The sequence below is a fragment of the Moraxella sp. CTOTU49097 genome (assembly GCF_032064105.1).
In the GTDB taxonomy this organism is placed as follows: domain Bacteria; phylum Pseudomonadota; class Gammaproteobacteria; order Pseudomonadales; family Moraxellaceae; genus Faucicola; species Faucicola osloensis_B.
In genome coordinates this window covers 18,378-35,583 of the sequence record NZ_DAMBOA010000017.1, presented here as the reverse complement: position 1 = coordinate 35,583, position 17,206 = coordinate 18,378, and the positions used below count along the sequence as shown (strand labels likewise).

The 17,206-nt window shown below is 36.9% G+C and carries 16 protein-coding genes; all 16 read left to right on the top strand.

The features are described 5' to 3' along the window. The first annotated feature begins 38 nt into the window (after positions 1–38). Positions 39–455, top strand: a complete 417-nt coding sequence (locus RT064_RS09115; protein ID WP_313062982.1) for a type IV pilin protein — start codon at positions 39–41, stop codon at positions 453–455. Between the two features lie 381 nt (positions 456–836). After that, positions 837–1,256: a prepilin-type N-terminal cleavage/methylation domain-containing protein gene (locus RT064_RS09110; RefSeq protein ID WP_313062981.1), complete on the top strand. Its 420-nt coding sequence runs from the start codon at positions 837–839 to the stop codon at positions 1,254–1,256. A gap of 83 nt (positions 1,257–1,339) precedes the next feature. Next, positions 1,340–3,079, top strand: a complete 1,740-nt coding sequence (locus tag RT064_RS09105) for a PglL family O-oligosaccharyltransferase (RefSeq protein ID WP_313062980.1) — start codon at positions 1,340–1,342, stop codon at positions 3,077–3,079. Positions 3,080–3,118: 39 nt separating this feature from the next. Further along, positions 3,119–4,345, top strand: coding sequence for a sugar transferase (locus RT064_RS09100; RefSeq protein ID WP_313062978.1), 1,227 nt, complete (start codon positions 3,119–3,121; stop codon positions 4,343–4,345). A gap of 1 nt (position 4,346) precedes the next feature. Continuing rightward, positions 4,347–5,399: a dTDP-glucose 4,6-dehydratase gene (gene rfbB / locus RT064_RS09095; protein ID WP_313062977.1), complete on the top strand. Its 1,053-nt coding sequence runs from the start codon at positions 4,347–4,349 to the stop codon at positions 5,397–5,399. 14 nt (positions 5,400–5,413) lie between these two features. Further along, positions 5,414–6,283: a glucose-1-phosphate thymidylyltransferase RfbA gene (gene rfbA, locus RT064_RS09090; protein ID WP_313062976.1), complete on the top strand. Its 870-nt coding sequence runs from the start codon at positions 5,414–5,416 to the stop codon at positions 6,281–6,283. Positions 6,284–6,295: 12 nt separating this feature from the next. Then, entirely contained in the window at positions 6,296–6,832 is a 537-nt protein-coding gene (gene rfbC, locus RT064_RS09085) for a dTDP-4-dehydrorhamnose 3,5-epimerase (protein ID WP_313062975.1), read from the top strand. Next, positions 6,829–7,668 (top strand): dTDP-4-dehydrorhamnose reductase, encoded by an 840-nt coding sequence (rfbD, locus tag RT064_RS09080; protein WP_313062974.1) that lies wholly within the window; start codon positions 6,829–6,831, stop codon positions 7,666–7,668. The genes rfbC and rfbD overlap by 4 nt, the downstream gene beginning before the upstream one ends. Before the next feature lie 12 nt (positions 7,669–7,680). Beyond that, complete coding sequence (locus tag RT064_RS09075; RefSeq protein ID WP_313062973.1) at positions 7,681–8,958, top strand: flippase; 1,278 nt, start codon at positions 7,681–7,683, stop codon at positions 8,956–8,958. Continuing rightward, a complete protein-coding gene (locus RT064_RS09070) occupies positions 8,958–9,935 on the top strand; it encodes a hypothetical protein (protein WP_313062972.1) in 978 nt (325 codons plus the stop codon). The genes RT064_RS09075 and RT064_RS09070 overlap by 1 nt, the downstream gene beginning before the upstream one ends. Before the next feature lie 18 nt (positions 9,936–9,953). Further along, on the top strand, positions 9,954–11,099 hold the full coding sequence (gene glf / locus RT064_RS09065) for a UDP-galactopyranose mutase (protein ID WP_313062971.1): 1,146 nt from the start codon (positions 9,954–9,956) through the stop codon (positions 11,097–11,099). A gap of 155 nt (positions 11,100–11,254) precedes the next feature. Next, entirely contained in the window at positions 11,255–12,178 is a 924-nt protein-coding gene (locus tag RT064_RS09060; protein ID WP_313062970.1) for a glycosyltransferase family 2 protein, read from the top strand. Continuing rightward, the gene (locus RT064_RS09055; RefSeq protein ID WP_313062969.1) at positions 12,179–12,976 is read left to right on the top strand and encodes a glycosyltransferase family 2 protein; all 798 of its coding nucleotides are present in this window, start codon (positions 12,179–12,181) and stop codon (positions 12,974–12,976) included. A 73-nt stretch (positions 12,977–13,049) separates the two neighbouring features. Then, positions 13,050–14,849 carry a PglL family O-oligosaccharyltransferase gene (locus RT064_RS09050; protein WP_313062968.1) on the top strand — a complete coding sequence of 600 codons (1,800 nt, stop codon included), beginning with the start codon at positions 13,050–13,052 and terminating at the stop codon, positions 14,847–14,849. Then, positions 14,849–16,114 (top strand): exopolysaccharide biosynthesis polyprenyl glycosylphosphotransferase, encoded by a 1,266-nt coding sequence (locus RT064_RS09045; RefSeq protein WP_313062967.1) that lies wholly within the window; start codon positions 14,849–14,851, stop codon positions 16,112–16,114. The genes RT064_RS09050 and RT064_RS09045 overlap by 1 nt, the downstream gene beginning before the upstream one ends. Positions 16,115–16,153: 39 nt before the next feature. Next, the gene (gene pseB, locus RT064_RS09040) at positions 16,154–17,152 is read left to right on the top strand and encodes a UDP-N-acetylglucosamine 4,6-dehydratase (inverting) (protein ID WP_313062966.1); all 999 of its coding nucleotides are present in this window, start codon (positions 16,154–16,156) and stop codon (positions 17,150–17,152) included. Positions 17,153–17,206 lie beyond the last annotated feature (54 nt).

Below are 17,206 nucleotides of genomic sequence, written 5' to 3'. Positions count from 1 at the left end.
GCATCAACCAACTGTGGTACTTATTCGGAGACTTGGTAATGAAAAATCGATATAGTCAACAAGGTTTTACCCTAATCGAACTCATGATAGTGGTCGCGCTCATCGGTATATTGGCGGCGATTGCTTATCCAAGCTATCAGCGCTACGTCATCAAAACCAAACGTACTGATATGATGACAGAAATGCAAAATATCGCCTCGCAAATTGAATCGCGTAAACTGGCACAAGGCAGTTACACTAACGCAGGCACGGGATTAAATGGGAGCTTCCCTAGAAGTGGTACAGCGTTATATACCATCACCCTAGCACCCACCCCCCTCACTGAACGTTGGACAATTACAGCCACACCAGTTAGTTCATCTCAGATGGCAAATGATGGTACCCTCACTCTAAACGCTCAAGGGTTGAAATGTCGAGGCTCCTTATGCGGTATAGGTAAAGAATGGAATAACTAGCTTATCAAGCTAGGCAATTAACAATTTTCGGCAGTATAGACAACACTCATGTTGAGTGATATAAAACAATGACAAAAATTGTCATACCTTTGACAATAACGTACGGATAGCTAAATAAATTGGGATGATTAAAAAAAATTTGCGCTTAGATAATCCTTGATACACTGAATAATTTTTAAATTAGCAGGCAAATAGAAGATATATTAGTGTTAATTTGGCTAAAAAATATAGTTGGCACACAAAGTGCATTAATTTTATTAGAAACGCAAAGTGATGCTCAGCGAAACTTTGCAAATTGACTCAATTACTTGGATGACTGGCTATATAATTAACTATATGATTATGTTATCCATTTTATACACTCAAGAATAGGAGTTCATTATGAACGCTCAAAAAGGTTTTACCCTTATCGAATTAATGATTGTTATCGCTATTATCGGTATTTTAGCGGCTATCGCGATTCCAGCTTATCAAGATTATGTCACACGTGGTCAAGTTGCTGAAGCAGTTTCTATGGCAGATAGTCTGCGTACTGAGGTAACTGATAACTTACAAAATGGTAACTGTGGTGCTTCATCGGCTTCAGGTACTTATATTAATTTAGGTGTTACAACTGCTAATATGGCACCACCTTGTACTTTTACTGGTACATTTAAAGCAGGGGTTACAAGCCCAGGGATTTCTAGCCATTCTATTACCTTAACTATGGGTTCGACTGGTGCTATTAAAGTTGATCCAGCTTCTATTGGTGATGGCGCTAACCAAATTAAGTCTAAGTATATCCCAAAAGCTAACCAATAATTTTTGATTTATTGGTATAAAAAAACCAAGCGTAATGCTTGGTTTTTTTATATAAGAATCACTGGTCTGTAAAAGGTATTATAATGGATAAAATCGCTACAAACAGTCTGATATTCGCCAGTTGTATCGCTTTGGTGTTCGGTGTGTTAAATCCTTATCACCTGCTGCCAGGACTGGATATTTTCCATAGTAGCTTCGTTGCTGTTATATTAGGTGTAGGATTGGTGGGGTTTTTCATCAGAAAACCTGTTATTTTTTTCCCAAAAAGTTCTTGGACTTGGGTGGGTTTGTTTTTTTTAGTCCTGCTTCAGCCTTTAATCAATACCATTTTTTATCCAGATGCCCTTGTTTTTCCGTTGGGTAATCTATTAATCTGCATTTTGTTATCAATTGCAATCACAAGCTTATCTAATCCACAACCATTGATAGAGTATTTACTATATACACTCATCGGTTGCATGTTGATCAGTACGGGCATTCAAGTACTGCAATTTAATCATATTAGTATTGAAGATGGTTTTTTTATCATTATGAAAATGCAAGGTCGATTTGATGGCAATTTTTTTCAGCCCAATCAATTGTCTTTTATGACGGATTTGGGGTTGGTGGCTGTATTATACTTTTACTATAAAAATAGAGAAGCAGAGCGATTAAATAGCTATTTGACTTGGCTATTGGCGGTTATATTTGTCATTTTTTCGTTTTCTATTGGGCTTACCTTTAGTCGTGGTGGTCTCATTATGGCAGTAGCGGCTATATTGGGCTATGGGATATGTTATCGGCAGTCTATCCAATCACGTATTATTCATACTATAGGTTTTTTAGCATTGTTTGGACTGGGCTACTATGCCGCACTCTGGTGCTATGAGCATATCTATTTGGCGAACCAGCCAGCCAGTATTGGTAACCTAGCTAGAACAGAGTCGATATCGATTCGCGGCTCATTACAGCAGCGCGCTATGCATTTGTTTGAAAATAATCCAATCACAGGAGTAGGATGGCATAATTATTCTTACAATGGTATTAATGATGCTACCAATATCCAATGGTTCACATACAGTGAACATTCTCATGTAATATTTACACAGATAGCCAGTGAATTAGGTATTTTGGGGCTATTAACTTTGCTGCCTATTCTGTGGCTGATTTTTAAAAAATTTAGTATCAATCAAACCAATTTTACAGCCATATTGTATGTCTCGATCGGGGTGTTTTTCTTGTATTCCCTTAGCGAGTATCCATTGTGGTATTTAAGATTTTTATATATCTTTGTGATCTATACTGCGATATTAGATAGTAAAAAAAGCTTAATAAATATCAATTTAGGTAAAATATTTGCAGGGCTAAGTACGGTCATTGTTGTTTTAAGTCTATTCTATATGGTACAGTTCTTGACAATGTATCGCGTCATTTATGCTATAGAAAATGAAAACACCTCTGCAATGCAGAAGCTGAATCAATATCAAAGTTGGTCGGCCCCATTTGGGTATTCTGGTTTTAAAGAGTCGGTATTGTTTAGTGTGTTACCAGTCGATAACAATCAGCTTGATCAAAAAATTGTGATTGGGAATAGGGTGTTAACTGTGGCAATATCTAAAAAGGCCTTATTCAAGCAGGGGCAATTATTAACTTTAGCAAGCAATGAGAGTCAAGCATTAGTCAAATTTAAAGCGGCTTGTGCTTTGGAATGGCAGGGTAATTGTAATGATATTGTTAATGCATTGAATGAGATAAATTCATATCAACCAACAGTATACGGTGATGTGACAAGAAAGTTTAATAAATGGGCTAAAGAATTCAATCCAAGAAAAAATAGAATTTAATCGATACTTTGGTAGGTTTATGCACTGATTATTGTCATTATGCTCAAATTTTATACAAAACTACTGGTTGTTTGGCTTATTGTTGTTGCTATGCCATTTGTTTTATTATGGTGGCGACATATTGTAGAAAACCGCATAGAGATACCACAGATTAATACAACGATCGTATTAAGCCTTAGTGTATTAGTGGTAGTGGTGATATATACCAAACTCATTAGCTATCCAGGGCAACAGGTTAGTAGTATTATTTTGCCATTATTAGGGCTGATATGTTTGGTTATTGCCGCTATCTTACTGGTCTTTCGCGTGCCTTATTCAGTTTATCAGTTAGTTTTTAGCTTTTGTAATAGCTTAATTATTGCCATTATACTTATTGTATTGAGACCGTTTTTTAGCGAGCAAACAATTGGTTATATTCCTATTGGGAGGGCAAATAATTTTAAAAATTTATCAAATAAAAATTTATATCCTATAACTTCTTTTTTTGTGTCAAAAAAACTAGATATGATAGTGGCTGATTTTTCAAGTCAAGCTTTGGACAAAGATTGGCAAAGATTTTTGGCTCATCAAACTATTCAGGGTATGCCCGTCTATCATTATATACATATTTATGAAAGTTTAGTTGGGCGATCGCCAATACAGTATCTTTATGAGAATAATCTTGGCTCATTGCAACCTGATCAAAGTTATCTTATGTTGAAACGCTTAGTAGATATAATGTTAATTTTATTCACACTGCCAATCACATTACTTATTATTTTAGTCACTTTTACGGCTGTTAAATGGGATAGCGAAGGTCCTGCATTGTTTATTCAATACCGTATAGGACAAGGTGGTAAACTTTTTAAGATGTATAAATTTCGTAGTATGCGAGTCAATGCACCGAGTCAAAACACTTTGATGACGCAAAACAATGATGAGCGAATCACTAAAGTTGGTAAGTTTATTCGTAAATGGCGGATTGATGAGTTGCCGCAGTTTTGGAACGTGCTTAAAGGTGATATGAGTTTAATAGGGCCTAGACCTGAGCTACCTACAGAAGTTGAACGTCTTGAACAACAAATACCGTTTTATACTTATCGGCAAATTCTCAAACCGGGTATTTCAGGGTGGGCGCAAGTTATGCAAGGTGAGGGTCATGTAGAGAATATCCAAACCAAGCTGGAATACGATTTTTATTACATCAAGAATTTTTCTTTTACTTTAGATTTTCTAATTGTAATTAAAACGATACAAACCATGCTAACAGGATTTGGAGCGAGATAATATGAAAATGTTAATTACAGGCGGAGCAGGATTTATCGGGTCTGCGCTCATTCGTTATTTAATTGAAAATACTGAACATCAAGTATTAAACATTGATAAACTCACTTATGCTAGTAATTTAGTTTGTTTAAAATCTATTGAAAATCATCCACGCTATCAATTTCAGCAAATAGATATCTGCGACAAAGCGATGTTTAATATCGTTAATAATTTTGAACCGACTATCATAATGCATTTGGCAGCAGAGAGTCATGTTGACCGCTCTATTGATAGTGGGCTACCATTCATTCAAACAAATATTGTGGGAACGTTTAATTTATTGGAGGCCGCGCGGCATTATTACAGTACATTGGATAAGGATAAGAAAGCTAATTTTAGATTTCATCATATCTCAACCGATGAAGTGTATGGGGATTTAGAAGGTACAAATGCATTATTTAATGAGCAGACGCCTTATCAGCCAAGCTCACCATATTCTGCGACCAAAGCCAGTGCTGACCATTTGGTGCGGGCTTGGCATCGTACTTATGGTCTACCTGTAGTGATAACCAATTGTTCAAATAATTATGGCTATTATCAATTTCCTGAGAAACTCATTCCCCTTATCATCTTAAATGCACTGGATGGTCAGCCATTGCCGATATATGGTACAGGTGAGCAAATCCGTGATTGGCTATTTGTCGATGACCATGTCAAAGCATTATATTTGGTGGCGACACAAGGCAAAATTGGCGAGACTTATAACATCGGCGGTCATAATGAAGTCAAAAATATTGATGTCGTCAAAAATATCTGCCGTATCTTGGATAAATTACGACCAAAAGATTATCTGCATGAATCGTTAATTATCTTTGTGACAGATCGTCCTGGGCATGATGCAAGATATGCGATTGATGCAACCAAAATAGAGAAAGAACTAGGTTGGCAGCCTCAAGAAACGTTTGAGACAGGGTTGCAAAAGACAGTAGAATGGTATTGGGCGAATTTAGACTGGTGTCAAAGGGTACTACATAGTAACTACGACAGACAAAGACTAGGCAGTCAGAGCAACTAAAAAAGGAAAATAGTATGAAAGGTATTGTGCTAGCAGGCGGCTCAGGTACGCGGCTTTATCCGATTACCAAAGGGGTATCTAAGCAGCTCTTACCGATTTATGATAAACCGATGATATATTATTCATTGTCGGTTTTGATGTTATCCCAGATTCGAGATATTCTGATTATCTCAACACCTAAAGATATACCAGGGTATCAACGTTTGCTCGGTGATGGTAGTGAGTTTGGGGTTAAGTTTAGTTATGCTATTCAGCCAAGTCCAGATGGACTAGCACAAGCGTTTTTGATTGGTGAAGAATTTATTGGACAAGATAATGTGTGTCTTATCCTAGGTGATAACATCTACTTTGGCGAAAGTTTTGGGAAAAAGCTAGAACGCGCGACAGATGTAAGTAAGGGGGCAACAGTATTTGGCTATCAAGTCACAGACCCAGAACGCTTTGGTGTAGTGGAATTTGATAAAGATTTTCGGGCAATTTCTATCGAAGAGAAACCTCTGAAACCAAAATCTAACTATGCGGTGACAGGGTTATATTTTTATGACAATGAAGTGGTGGAAATGGCAAAACAAGTTAAGACTTCAGACAGGGGAGAGCTTGAAATCACTACCATTAATCAAATGTATCTTGAACAAAATCGCTTAAATGTTGAATTGTTGGGTCGCGGATTTGCATGGTTGGATACAGGGACGCATGAAAGCCTATTAGAAGCGTCTATGTTTGTACAAACAATAGAAAACCGCCAAGGGTTGAAAGTAGCTTGCTTGGAAGAGATTGCCTACAATCAAGGTTGGATTAGTCGCGAACAATTAATTGATCAAATCAAAACACTTGCCAAAACGGGTTATGGTCAGTATTTGCAACGCCTAGTCGATAGTCAATAAAAGGGTAATATAATGCAAATAATTGATACAGCAATTCCAGATGTCAAAATTATTGAACCAACGGTATTTGGTGATGACCGAGGCTTTTTTTTAGAAACTTTTTCACAACATCGTTATGAGGCATTATTAGGCATCGCACTGAATTTTGTACAAGATAATCATTCCCGTTCGCAAAAAGGTGTCCTGCGTGGCTTGCATTTTCAAACTAATCAGCCACAAGGCAAGTTGGTGCGTTGTATAGCAGGACAGGTATTGGATGTAGCAGTAGATATCCGCCCCGAATCATCAACATTTAAACAATGGATAGGCGTGATACTTTCTGAAGAAAACAAAAAACAACTTTGGATACCTGCTGGCTTGGCACATGGTTTTTTAGTATTGAGTGAAATCGCTGACTTTGAATATAAATGTACTGATTACTATGATCCAACTAATGAGGGTTGTATCATCTGGAATGACATAGATATCGGCATAGAATGGGGTATTGAATTTCCTTTACTATCTGAAAAGGATAAACAAGGCAAACGACTACGGGAATGGATAGAATGAAAGTTATCATCACAGGTGCAAATGGTCAGCTAGGTCGTTGCTTACAAGATAAGATGCCAAAACACTGGCAGGTTTTTGCCTTTGGCTCTCAAGAATTAAATATTACTCAATTTGAGCAGGTTAAAAATAAGCTTAGTGAGATAATGCCAACAGTCGTTATTAATGCTGCGGCTTATACGGCGGTGGATAAAGCAGAAACGGATACGGATAATGCATTTTTGGTTAATAGTGCGGCAGTTGGTCAATTAGCAAAAGCGACATATACAGTCGGTACAAGATTAATTCATATTTCGACTGATTATGTATTTGATGGGTCATCAAGTGAGCCCTATACTACGCTCGATACACCTAATCCTATTAATATGTATGGCAAAAGCAAACTGGCTGGCGAGTTGTTAGTATTAGCACATAACCCAAGAGCACAAGTGATTCGGACGAGTTGGCTTTATAGCGAATATGGTAATAACTTTGTCAAAACTATGTTAGAGCTTGCTGACGAAGATCGAGACAGTGTTAATGTGGTAGATGATCAAATGGGTTGTCCAACATATGCGGGTAATCTTGCTTTGTTCATTATTGAGTTAATTAATGAACCCATCGAGAAAAGATTATTGCATTTTAGTGATGGGGAGGTAATGAGTTGGTATACGTTTGCTCAAGCGATTTTTGCAGAGCGAGCTAAAAATGGAAACGCTGTGCCAAAAGTCAATCCAATATCAACTAGTAGCTATCCTATGCCTGCAAAACGTCCTAAATATTCGGTTTTAAAATACTTTGGAAATTTTAAAAACACATGTACTAGAAACAGTCTATTCCAAGTGATTTCAAAAAATTAGAAGTTATTTATTATGGATAAAGTAGTAAGAAAAAATATAGTATCTTTACTACTATACCAAGGTAGTGCTTTAATAATTCCACTAGTTACTTTGCCCTATATTGCAAGGGTATTAGGTATTATAGAGTTTGGGCGATTAGGGATATGTTTAGCAATTATACAGTATTTTTCTTTATTGGTTGATTATGGGTTTAACCTCTCTATCACAGCAAAAATTGCTAAAGTTCAAAATGATATAAACCAGCTTACCAAAATATTTTTTATCACATTTTTTACTAAAGCATTACTTGTATTGTTAGGACTCGCAATACTTTTTTGTATAATGCCTTTTAAGATAATACACCATAATATTGGTTTAATCATGTGTTGTTATCTTGGCGTCCTTGGTAGCTTTCTCTTTCCTATATGGTTTTTGCAGGGAATAGAGAAAATGGAAGTGATTTCCAATTCTAACTTGATAGCTCGGTTTCTATCGATACCATTGATTTTTATGTTAGTACATTCTAGTCATGATGTCTATATGGTTGCGTTAATACAGGGATTCACCGGCATATTAGCATCTATTTTGGCGTTGGTAAGAATACAACAATTAAAGTTATTAAATGGTTTTTATAAACCTAATTTTCAAGATGTTAGAGAATATTTAGTGGATGGCTGGCATTATTTTGTGTCGATTAGTTCTGTAAGTCTTTATACCAATACCAATATTTTGATATTGGGACTAGTGGCAAATAGTACAGCTGTTGGATATTTTGCGGGTATTGATAAAATTAAAAATGCAATGTTAAGTGTATTAAATCCTTTTACAAGTGCTATTTATCCAAAAATAAATAAGTTAATGAAAGAAGATGAAGATAAAGCATTTATATTTATAGCCAAGTATTTGGTTGTATTTGGTATAGGAACATTAGTCTATTCTATTTTGATTTTCTTACTTGCCCCATTGATTGTGACTATTTTGCTTGGGAACACCTATTTATCAGCAGTTAAAGATTTACAAGTTCTAGCTTTCTTACCAGTATTGATTATTATAAGTAATTTTTTTGGTACTCAGATTATGTTGTCAAAAGGAGAAAAGAAAGCGTTCATGTGTATTATTACTATTTGCGGATTGGTAAATATCATTTTGTTATCTATATTAGGGAGGAAATACGCTGATTTGGGTGCGTGTTTCTCTCTATTAATTACCGAATTAATAGTAACATTAACAATGATAATATATGTTGGAAAAGTTAATCCTAAATTTTTTAAAATATTTAAAAGTACAATAATTAAGCAGGAAAGAAATTAATGAAATTTTATATTGTTGCACCGTCGAAAATAGCGACAGGCGGTCCTGAATTATTACATCAATTAGCAAGAAAGCTATTAGATAGAGATTTAGATGTTAAGATGTATTACTTGCCACAGAGTAAAGTTGATTCTATTCATGAAAACTATCTAGCTTATGATATACCTGTTGCAAAAAATATAGATGATGAAATAAATACAGTCTTGATAGTACCTGAAGTTTTTACACGATTTCTCAGAAATTTTAACTTTGTTAAAAAAGTGATATGGTGGTTAAGTGTGGATAATTACTTTTTTACGCAGCCTATCCTTAAAGGAAAGGTTAACAGCAAAATATATAAGATATTTAACTCTCAAAAATATATTTTTTTTGATAAATCACTTACGAATGATAGGTTTTTACATCTTTATCAATCTGAATATGCAAAATTATTTTTAAGGAAGCATGGAGTAAACAACTTACTAAAGCTGTCGGATTATTTACATCCTACGTTCGTTAATCAAGCAAATAAACTTTATGAAAAAGACAAAAAAAATATAGTTTCTTATAATCCACTTAAAGGTAAAAATTTCACTGAGAACTTAATTAAAAATTGTAATGATATTGAATTTGTACCAATTATTAATATGACTAGAAGGGAAGTTGTTGAGTTACTTTCTAGTTCGAAAGTCTATATAGATTTCGGATTTCATCCAGGTAAGGATAGAATTCCTAGAGAAGCCGTGCTTTTAGGCAACTGTATTTTAACAAGCAGGAAAGGCTCTGCAAATAACTTGATGGACATCCCAATTGCTAGTGATTATAAGTTTAAAGATAAAAATGAGAATATTAAAGCCATAATAAGTATGCTGCACTACATATTTGATAATTATGAGATACAAAAGAAAAATTTCTTATCTTATAGAAATGAAATAATTCAACAAGAATCTGTTTTTGAGAAAGAAATTGATCGATTCCTAGAAGCTGTTAATTCTTAGTCAGGTATAAATATCACTATGAAGTTTTTAATTGTTGGAGCGGGATTTTCGGGTGCTGTTATTGGTCGTGAACTTGCAGACCTAGGTCACCAAATTACCATAATTGATAGTCGCTCTCATGTAGCAGGAAACTGTCATACTGCAAGAGATGACAGAACTCAGATTATGGTACATAAATATGGGCCACACATTTTTCATACAGATAATCAAGAAGTGTGGGAATACATTAACCAGTTTGGCGAGATGATGCCTTATGTCAATCGTGTAAAAGCAATTACAAATGGGCAAGTATATACTATGCCCATTAATCTTCATACCATTAATCAATTTTTTGGTAAAACCTTTAATCCTAGTGAAGCTAGATTTTTTCTAGAATCGCAGACAGATCAAAGCATTGACGATCCAGTCACTTTTGAGCAACAAGCTCTGAAGTTTGTTGGTAAAAAAATTTATGAGGCCTTTTTCAAATACTACACTATTAAGCAATGGGGGATTGAGCCTAATAGACTACCTGCAAGTGTTTTAAAACGCCTTCCTATTCGTTTCAATTATGACGATAATTATTTTAGTCACAAGTATCAAGGTATACCTAAAGAAGGATATACAAAAATTATTGAAAATATTATTAATCATCCGCGTATTAAAGTGATACTTAACAAAAGTTTTGAGCATAATATGAAGCATGAATTTGATCATATAATATGGACAGGTGCATTAGATAATTATTTTGATTATGAGTTGGGTGAACTGGGTTATAGAACCTTAGATTTTGAGACAAGTTATGGCAATGGTGATATGCAAGGAAACGCTGTAATTAACTACTGTGATAATACTAGCAGTTATACTAGAATTACGGAGCATAAGCATTTCTCCCCTTGGGAGAAACACGAAAATAGCATTTGTCATAAAGAATTTAGTAGAATTTGTACTAAAAATGATATTCCTTATTATCCAATCAGATTAGTAGATGATAAGCAAATGTTTGAAGAATATTTCAAACTTGCAAATCAGACAAATGGAGTAACATTTGTTGGGCGGTTGGGTACTTATCGCTATCTGGATATGGATGTTACCATAAAAGAAGCACTGGAAATAGTAAATTTAATGCAAAAACATCTAAAAGCAAATATAAATCTTCAGGCATTCTATCATTATGACCATTGATATATTACTGGCCACTTATAATAGTGAGAAATATATCGCCTCTCAAATATACTAACTATTGGCTCAAGGTTATCAAGATTGGAGCAGAATGACTAAATTTCGTATTTACCTCTTCTATAGAACATTAGCAAAAAAATTATTTGATGAGTAACACTGTGAATATATCTGCTATCGTTGTCCTATATAACCCTAATTTGGAAACCCTAAACAAACTTTATCAAAGTTTATTTCATCAAATAAATTTGATTATCTTCGTAGATAATAGTCCAATAGATGATGTTCGTCAGGTAAATAAAAATTGGATATATAAGCAAAATAATATTAATAACCACTATTTATCTATGAATGATAATTTAGGAATTGCAATCGCCCAAAATAGGGGTATTGAATTTGCAAAAAAAGTCAAAAGTGATTTTGTTTTATTGCTTGACCAAGACAGTACGCTGACTAAGGATACGGTTGAAAACCTAGTTAAATCTTGGCAAGATATAGAAACCCAAGGGCTAAAAGTAGCTGCTATTGGACCTTCTTTTATGGACGAAAAAACAGGTGAAATTGCTAAAATCATTAATCATAAAGGATTAAGAGTTCATAAAACTATACCAAACATACAAATCCAATATGAAATTTCTGATTATATCATTTCATCAGGGTCACTTCTCAAAATTCAAAACTTCGATATAATCGGTTTGATGCAAGAAGATCTTTTTATTGATTGGGTCGATATTGAATGGGGATTGAGAGCAAAAATGCTTGGTTTTCAAAGTTACGTGGTACCAACCATTCTCATGAAACACAGTATTGGTGATGAATTTGTTGATTTTAATGATAAAAAAATAAACTTGCATTCTGACTTTCGTAATTATTTTATAGTTAGAAATAGCGTATACTTAAGTCTATACAGTAATTTACCAATTAATTTCCGTATTATCCAATTATCTAAAACACCACTATATATCGCTTTTTATTCTTATCACTCAACAAAGCCTTTATATTCTTTAAAATTATTATTAACCGCGGTTAAAGACGGCATTATAAAGAATATGGGTAAAGGGTATTTTAGAGATAAGGGTCTTTGAATGTACTGCTCAATTGTTTTATACCACCATACCTACCAAGATATACAAAAGACGTTGAATAGCCTTTTAGGTACAACAAATTGTCAAAATATTATTTTAGTGGATAATGGTGGCTGCGAATGGGCAAATTATTTAGATAATTCTAAAATTATTTATTTGAAATCACCAAAAAATGGTGGATTTGGCTATGGTCATAATTTAGCAATTAAACGATATGCTAAATACAGTGAGTTTTTTCTAATCTGTAATCCTGATATTTATTTTGAACCAAATCAGCTTGATAATTTAGTTAGTATTGCAAAGCAAAGAAAAGAAGGATTATTCTCACCAAAAATTTGCAATCCCGATGGTACAAATCAATATGCTCAGCATTTACTACCAACATCTGCTAATCTGTTTGCAAGGCGATTTTTGGCAGGATTAGGAGATAAACTAGATGAAGCTTATCTTCTTAAAAGTTATCATATTTATAAACCTTGTTTTATACCTGCTTGCTCAGGTTGTTTTATGTTATTTTGTTCAACGGTTTTATTAAAGTTAGGGGGATTTGATGAGCGGTATTTTATGTATTTAGAAGATTTTGATCTCTCTAGACGTTGTGCAGAAAAATTTGACAACTGTTACGTGCCAACAGTTACCATTTATCATAAACACACTCGAGGGTCTTATAAAGACAAACAATTATTAAAATATCATATTCAATCGGCCCTTAAATACTTTAATAAATGGGGTTGGTTAATTGATAAACAGCGCAGCCATTTAAATCAGAAAGCTATTATGCAATTTTCAAGCGAATGACTATACCCACTTTATCCAAAATGCTAAACTACCCCGTTTAGCATTTTTGCGTTTAAAGCCTACGAAAAACACCATGCTACTATCGACATCAAACCAAACGCTCACCCAAGATATCCGTCTATTTACCCTATTCATGGGGTTAGCCATTTTGACGTACCTCATGCCTTGGCACTCGCCACTGGGGCGGGATTTTGTGGTCAATGCCACCGCGTTTGGCTTTATCAGCTTAGCCATAGCCGCTTTTTTTTGGCAACATCCCATTAAAAAATTGAGCAAATCTGTGCTTACTTGGTTGCTGCTAGCGCTATTGATTGTATGTCAGCCATTATTTAATCATATCGCTTACCCCGATGCGCTGATATTCCCCGTAATAAGCTTGCTGGTGGTTGCTTTGACTGCGTTGATAGGCAGCCAAATTGAAAATAAAGCGAATTTATTAAACCGTTTGTTTATTGCGGTATATCTCATGGCAGTCATCACTTTTATGATTCAAATGATGCAGATGAGCGGCTATCAGATTGATTATAAAGGTTGGGTGATTGCGCGCGGTAACGCCAATGGCGGACGCTATGACGGCAACTTTGGGCAAGCCAATCACGCAGGCTATGCGTTTGTGCTCGCGCTGTGTGGGGTGATTTATCAACTGCAGCAGTCGTTTCAAGAAAGGTTAAATGCGCCGCAGTGGCTGATGGGTCGATACCGACAATATGCGCGGTTTGGCTTGATGGTATTGTTTGTAATATTTACCATCGGGCTTGCCTTGACCCAAAGTCGGGCGGGTCTAGTGATGATGCTGGCGGTAATACCCATTTTCTTTTTGACCCAGCCGATGGCGTGGAAAAGCAAATTATCAGCTAGCGTTTTTGGTCTTGTCGTATTTGTGCTGTACTATATGGGCGCAAGCTGGATTAGTAATTATAGCAGCGCCAATCAGCTTGGCGCGGTGAGCCGTATGGCAGGCGGGCAGGGGAACCGCTCGGCGATGAGCGAACGCGCCATGATGATATTTCATGACCATGTGCTCACCGGGGTCGGCTGGAACAACTACATGGGCGCAAGCGTTGATTATGCCCAATATTTTAAATGGCCAGAGATTGCCGACCATTCCCACAATTTTGCCACCATGATTTTGGCGGAGCTAGGTGTGCTCGGTGCGCTGTGTTTTGTGCCGATTGTTTGGGTACTGGTGCGGGCGATTCATCTGCGCCATAGCAGCGAAAGCGCGATTGCACTGGCGTTTGTCATCGCCAGTATTTTGTATGCCAGTGTAGAATACCCGTTATGGTATTTTCGTTATCTTGCGGTTTTTGCCTTGTTTTTGGCATTGATTGATCAGCGCAACTGGCAGCTTGTGTGGCAAAACAAAATAAGAAAAGCCTTGTCTGTTATCATGCTTGGTTTGGCGATGTTATCAGGCTACTATATTTGGCAATATTTTCAGCTTAATTATTTGGATTATAATCGCTTTATCAAGCACACCAATCATCTAAACCAAGACAAAGCAGTTGACTACCAAAATGGCGTGTTTGGCTTTAGCGCGTATCATGACCGCATCCTTGCCATGCAAGTGCCGATTAATCGCCATCAGGCAAGGGTAAAAGAAGAAATCTTTGAAGAGGTGCTAAATACCGATTCTTCCCAGTATAATTTATTAGCTTATGCACAGTTCTTAGCCTATAAAGGTGACCAACAAGCGGCATTAAAACATATCGAAGCGGCTTGTGTCATGGTAAAAAACTTGTCGGATTGTGATAACGTGGATACTGACTTGGGCAATCTTGCCAAACAAGATCCTGCGACATTTGCAGCTTTATACCGTGAGTTTCAACAATGGCGTGACGCCAATCCTGAAAAAACAGGACTTACACCATAATGCAGCGGGTAATTTTCTTGGTATGGCAAAATATCGCGTTCCGCCTCATCGTGGGCTGGTTGGTTGTGGTGGTGTTGCCGGCGTTGCTGATGTGGCGAATGCGCTTTTTGCAGGGGCGCTGGCTGATTACTGAGTTTAACAGTATGGTGTTAGCCACGTTGGGTGTCTTGCTAGTTACCCTTGGTCTGCGCAAACTCACCCAGTTTCCAGGTCAACGCTCCATCAGTTTTGTGTTGCCAACCTTATTGTTAGTGATGATGCTGTTAGGCATGGTGATTATCGTTTTTCGGTTGCCGTATTCGCTATATTACTTTGGCTTATCGGGCGTTATCGGCGCAGTGTTTTTCTTTTTATCGTTTTTACTTGAGCAAAAAGCCCACCAACCTTATATGGCATATATTCCACTGGGGCATTGTCAAAACTTTGAAGCGATTTTTCAAATCCGTTGGCTGCGTCTTGAAAAACCGCATCTGGATGCCATACAATCCAAAAAAGTGCAAGCGATAGTGGCAGACTTATCGTCGCCTGCACTCGATGAAGACTGGCAGCGATTTTTAACGGAGCAAACGTTACAGGGCAGACCGGTGTATAATAACCGCCAAGTGTATGAGTCTTTGACCGGTCGTCTGCCGATTCATCATTTGTATGAAAACGAATTGGGCTCGCTGTTGCCCTCGCAAACCTATTTATGGTTTAAACAGCTGATTGATATTATAGCGATTTTATTAGTCTCACCCTTTGTATTGCTGATTGCGGTGGTAACTGTTATTGCGATACGGTTGGAAAGTCCGGGTAAGGCCATATTTGTCCAAGAGCGGGTCGGGCAAGGCGGCAAATTGTTTAAAATCTATAAATTTCGCAGTATGCGCTTTGACTCAGAAAAAAACGGGGCAAAACTGGCGCAACAAAATGACCCTCGAGTGACTAGAGTCGGTAAGTTTATTCGTAAAACCCGTATCGATGAATTGCCGCAATTTTTGAATGTGCTCAAAGGCGATATGAGTCTGATTGGACCGAGACCCGAACAGCTAAGTTTTGTCAAAACCTTTGAAAAAACCATCCCTTTTTATAATTATCGACATATCGTCAAACCCGGTATTTCTGGATGGGCGCAGGTCACGCAAGGCTATGCCAGTGATACCGATGAGACAGCGCTTAAGGTACAGTACGATTTTTATTATATTAAACATATTTCTTTTGCATTAGATATCTTGATTGTGCTCAAAACCATTCAAACCATGCTGACAGGTTTTGGGGCTAGATAAATTGCGACCAATAACTTTAGCCATAATAGGTAGTGCACTATGTTAACCAATTCAACCATTTTAGTGACAGGCGGGACAGGCTCATTTGGGCATACCTTTGTGCCGATGACGCTTAAAAAATACAATCCCAAAAAATTGATTATCCTCTCGCGTGATGAGATGAAACAGTGGGAAATGGCAAAACTGTATCAAGGCGACCCGCGGGTGCGTTTTTTTATCGGTGATGTGCGTGATAAAGACCGTCTATATCGAGCGCTTGATGGGGTGGATTATGTGGTGCATGCGGCAGCAACCAAAATCGTGCCCACTGCCGAATATAATCCGTTTGAATGTGTCAAAACCAATATCAACGGCGCAATGAATTTAATTGATGCCTGTATCGATAAAGGGGTGAAAAAAGTCGTTGCCTTATCGACTGACAAAGCATCCAGTCCAGTGAATCTGTATGGCGCGACCAAATTGGCGTCGGACAAACTGTTTGTCGCAGGCAATGCCTATTCCGGTGAGCATGGTACACGCTTTTCGGTGGTACGTTATGGCAATGTCATGGGGAGTCGTGGCTCGGTGATTCCGTATTTTCTCTCAATTAAAGACAGTGGTGTGCTGACCATCACAGACCCGCGTATGACCCGTTTTATGATTTCGCTTGAGCAAGGCGTGGAACTGGTTTGGCATGCATTTGAAGACATGGTGGGCGGCGAAATTTATGTCAAAAAAATTCCATCCATGACTATGCCAGATGTGGCAACTGCCGTTTCTGCTACTGCTGAGCAGAAAATCATTGGTATTCGTCCTGGCGAGAAACTGCATGAGCAAATGATTAGTGCCGAAGATTCTTTTCATACCTACGAATATCCTGAGCATTTTAAAATCTTGCCTGCGATTAATGGCTGGGATGAAACGCCTGAGCGTATCAAAGATGGTGTTAAGGTGCCAGAAGGCTTCGTGTACGCCAGTGATAATAACAGTGAGTGGATGACAACTGGGCAACTCCAAGATTGGATTGAAACCAACAAAGCAAAAATTGGTAAAATTTAATCGCTAACCCTTGATAATAAAATCACTTAATAACAAACACCCTTGGGCAAATAT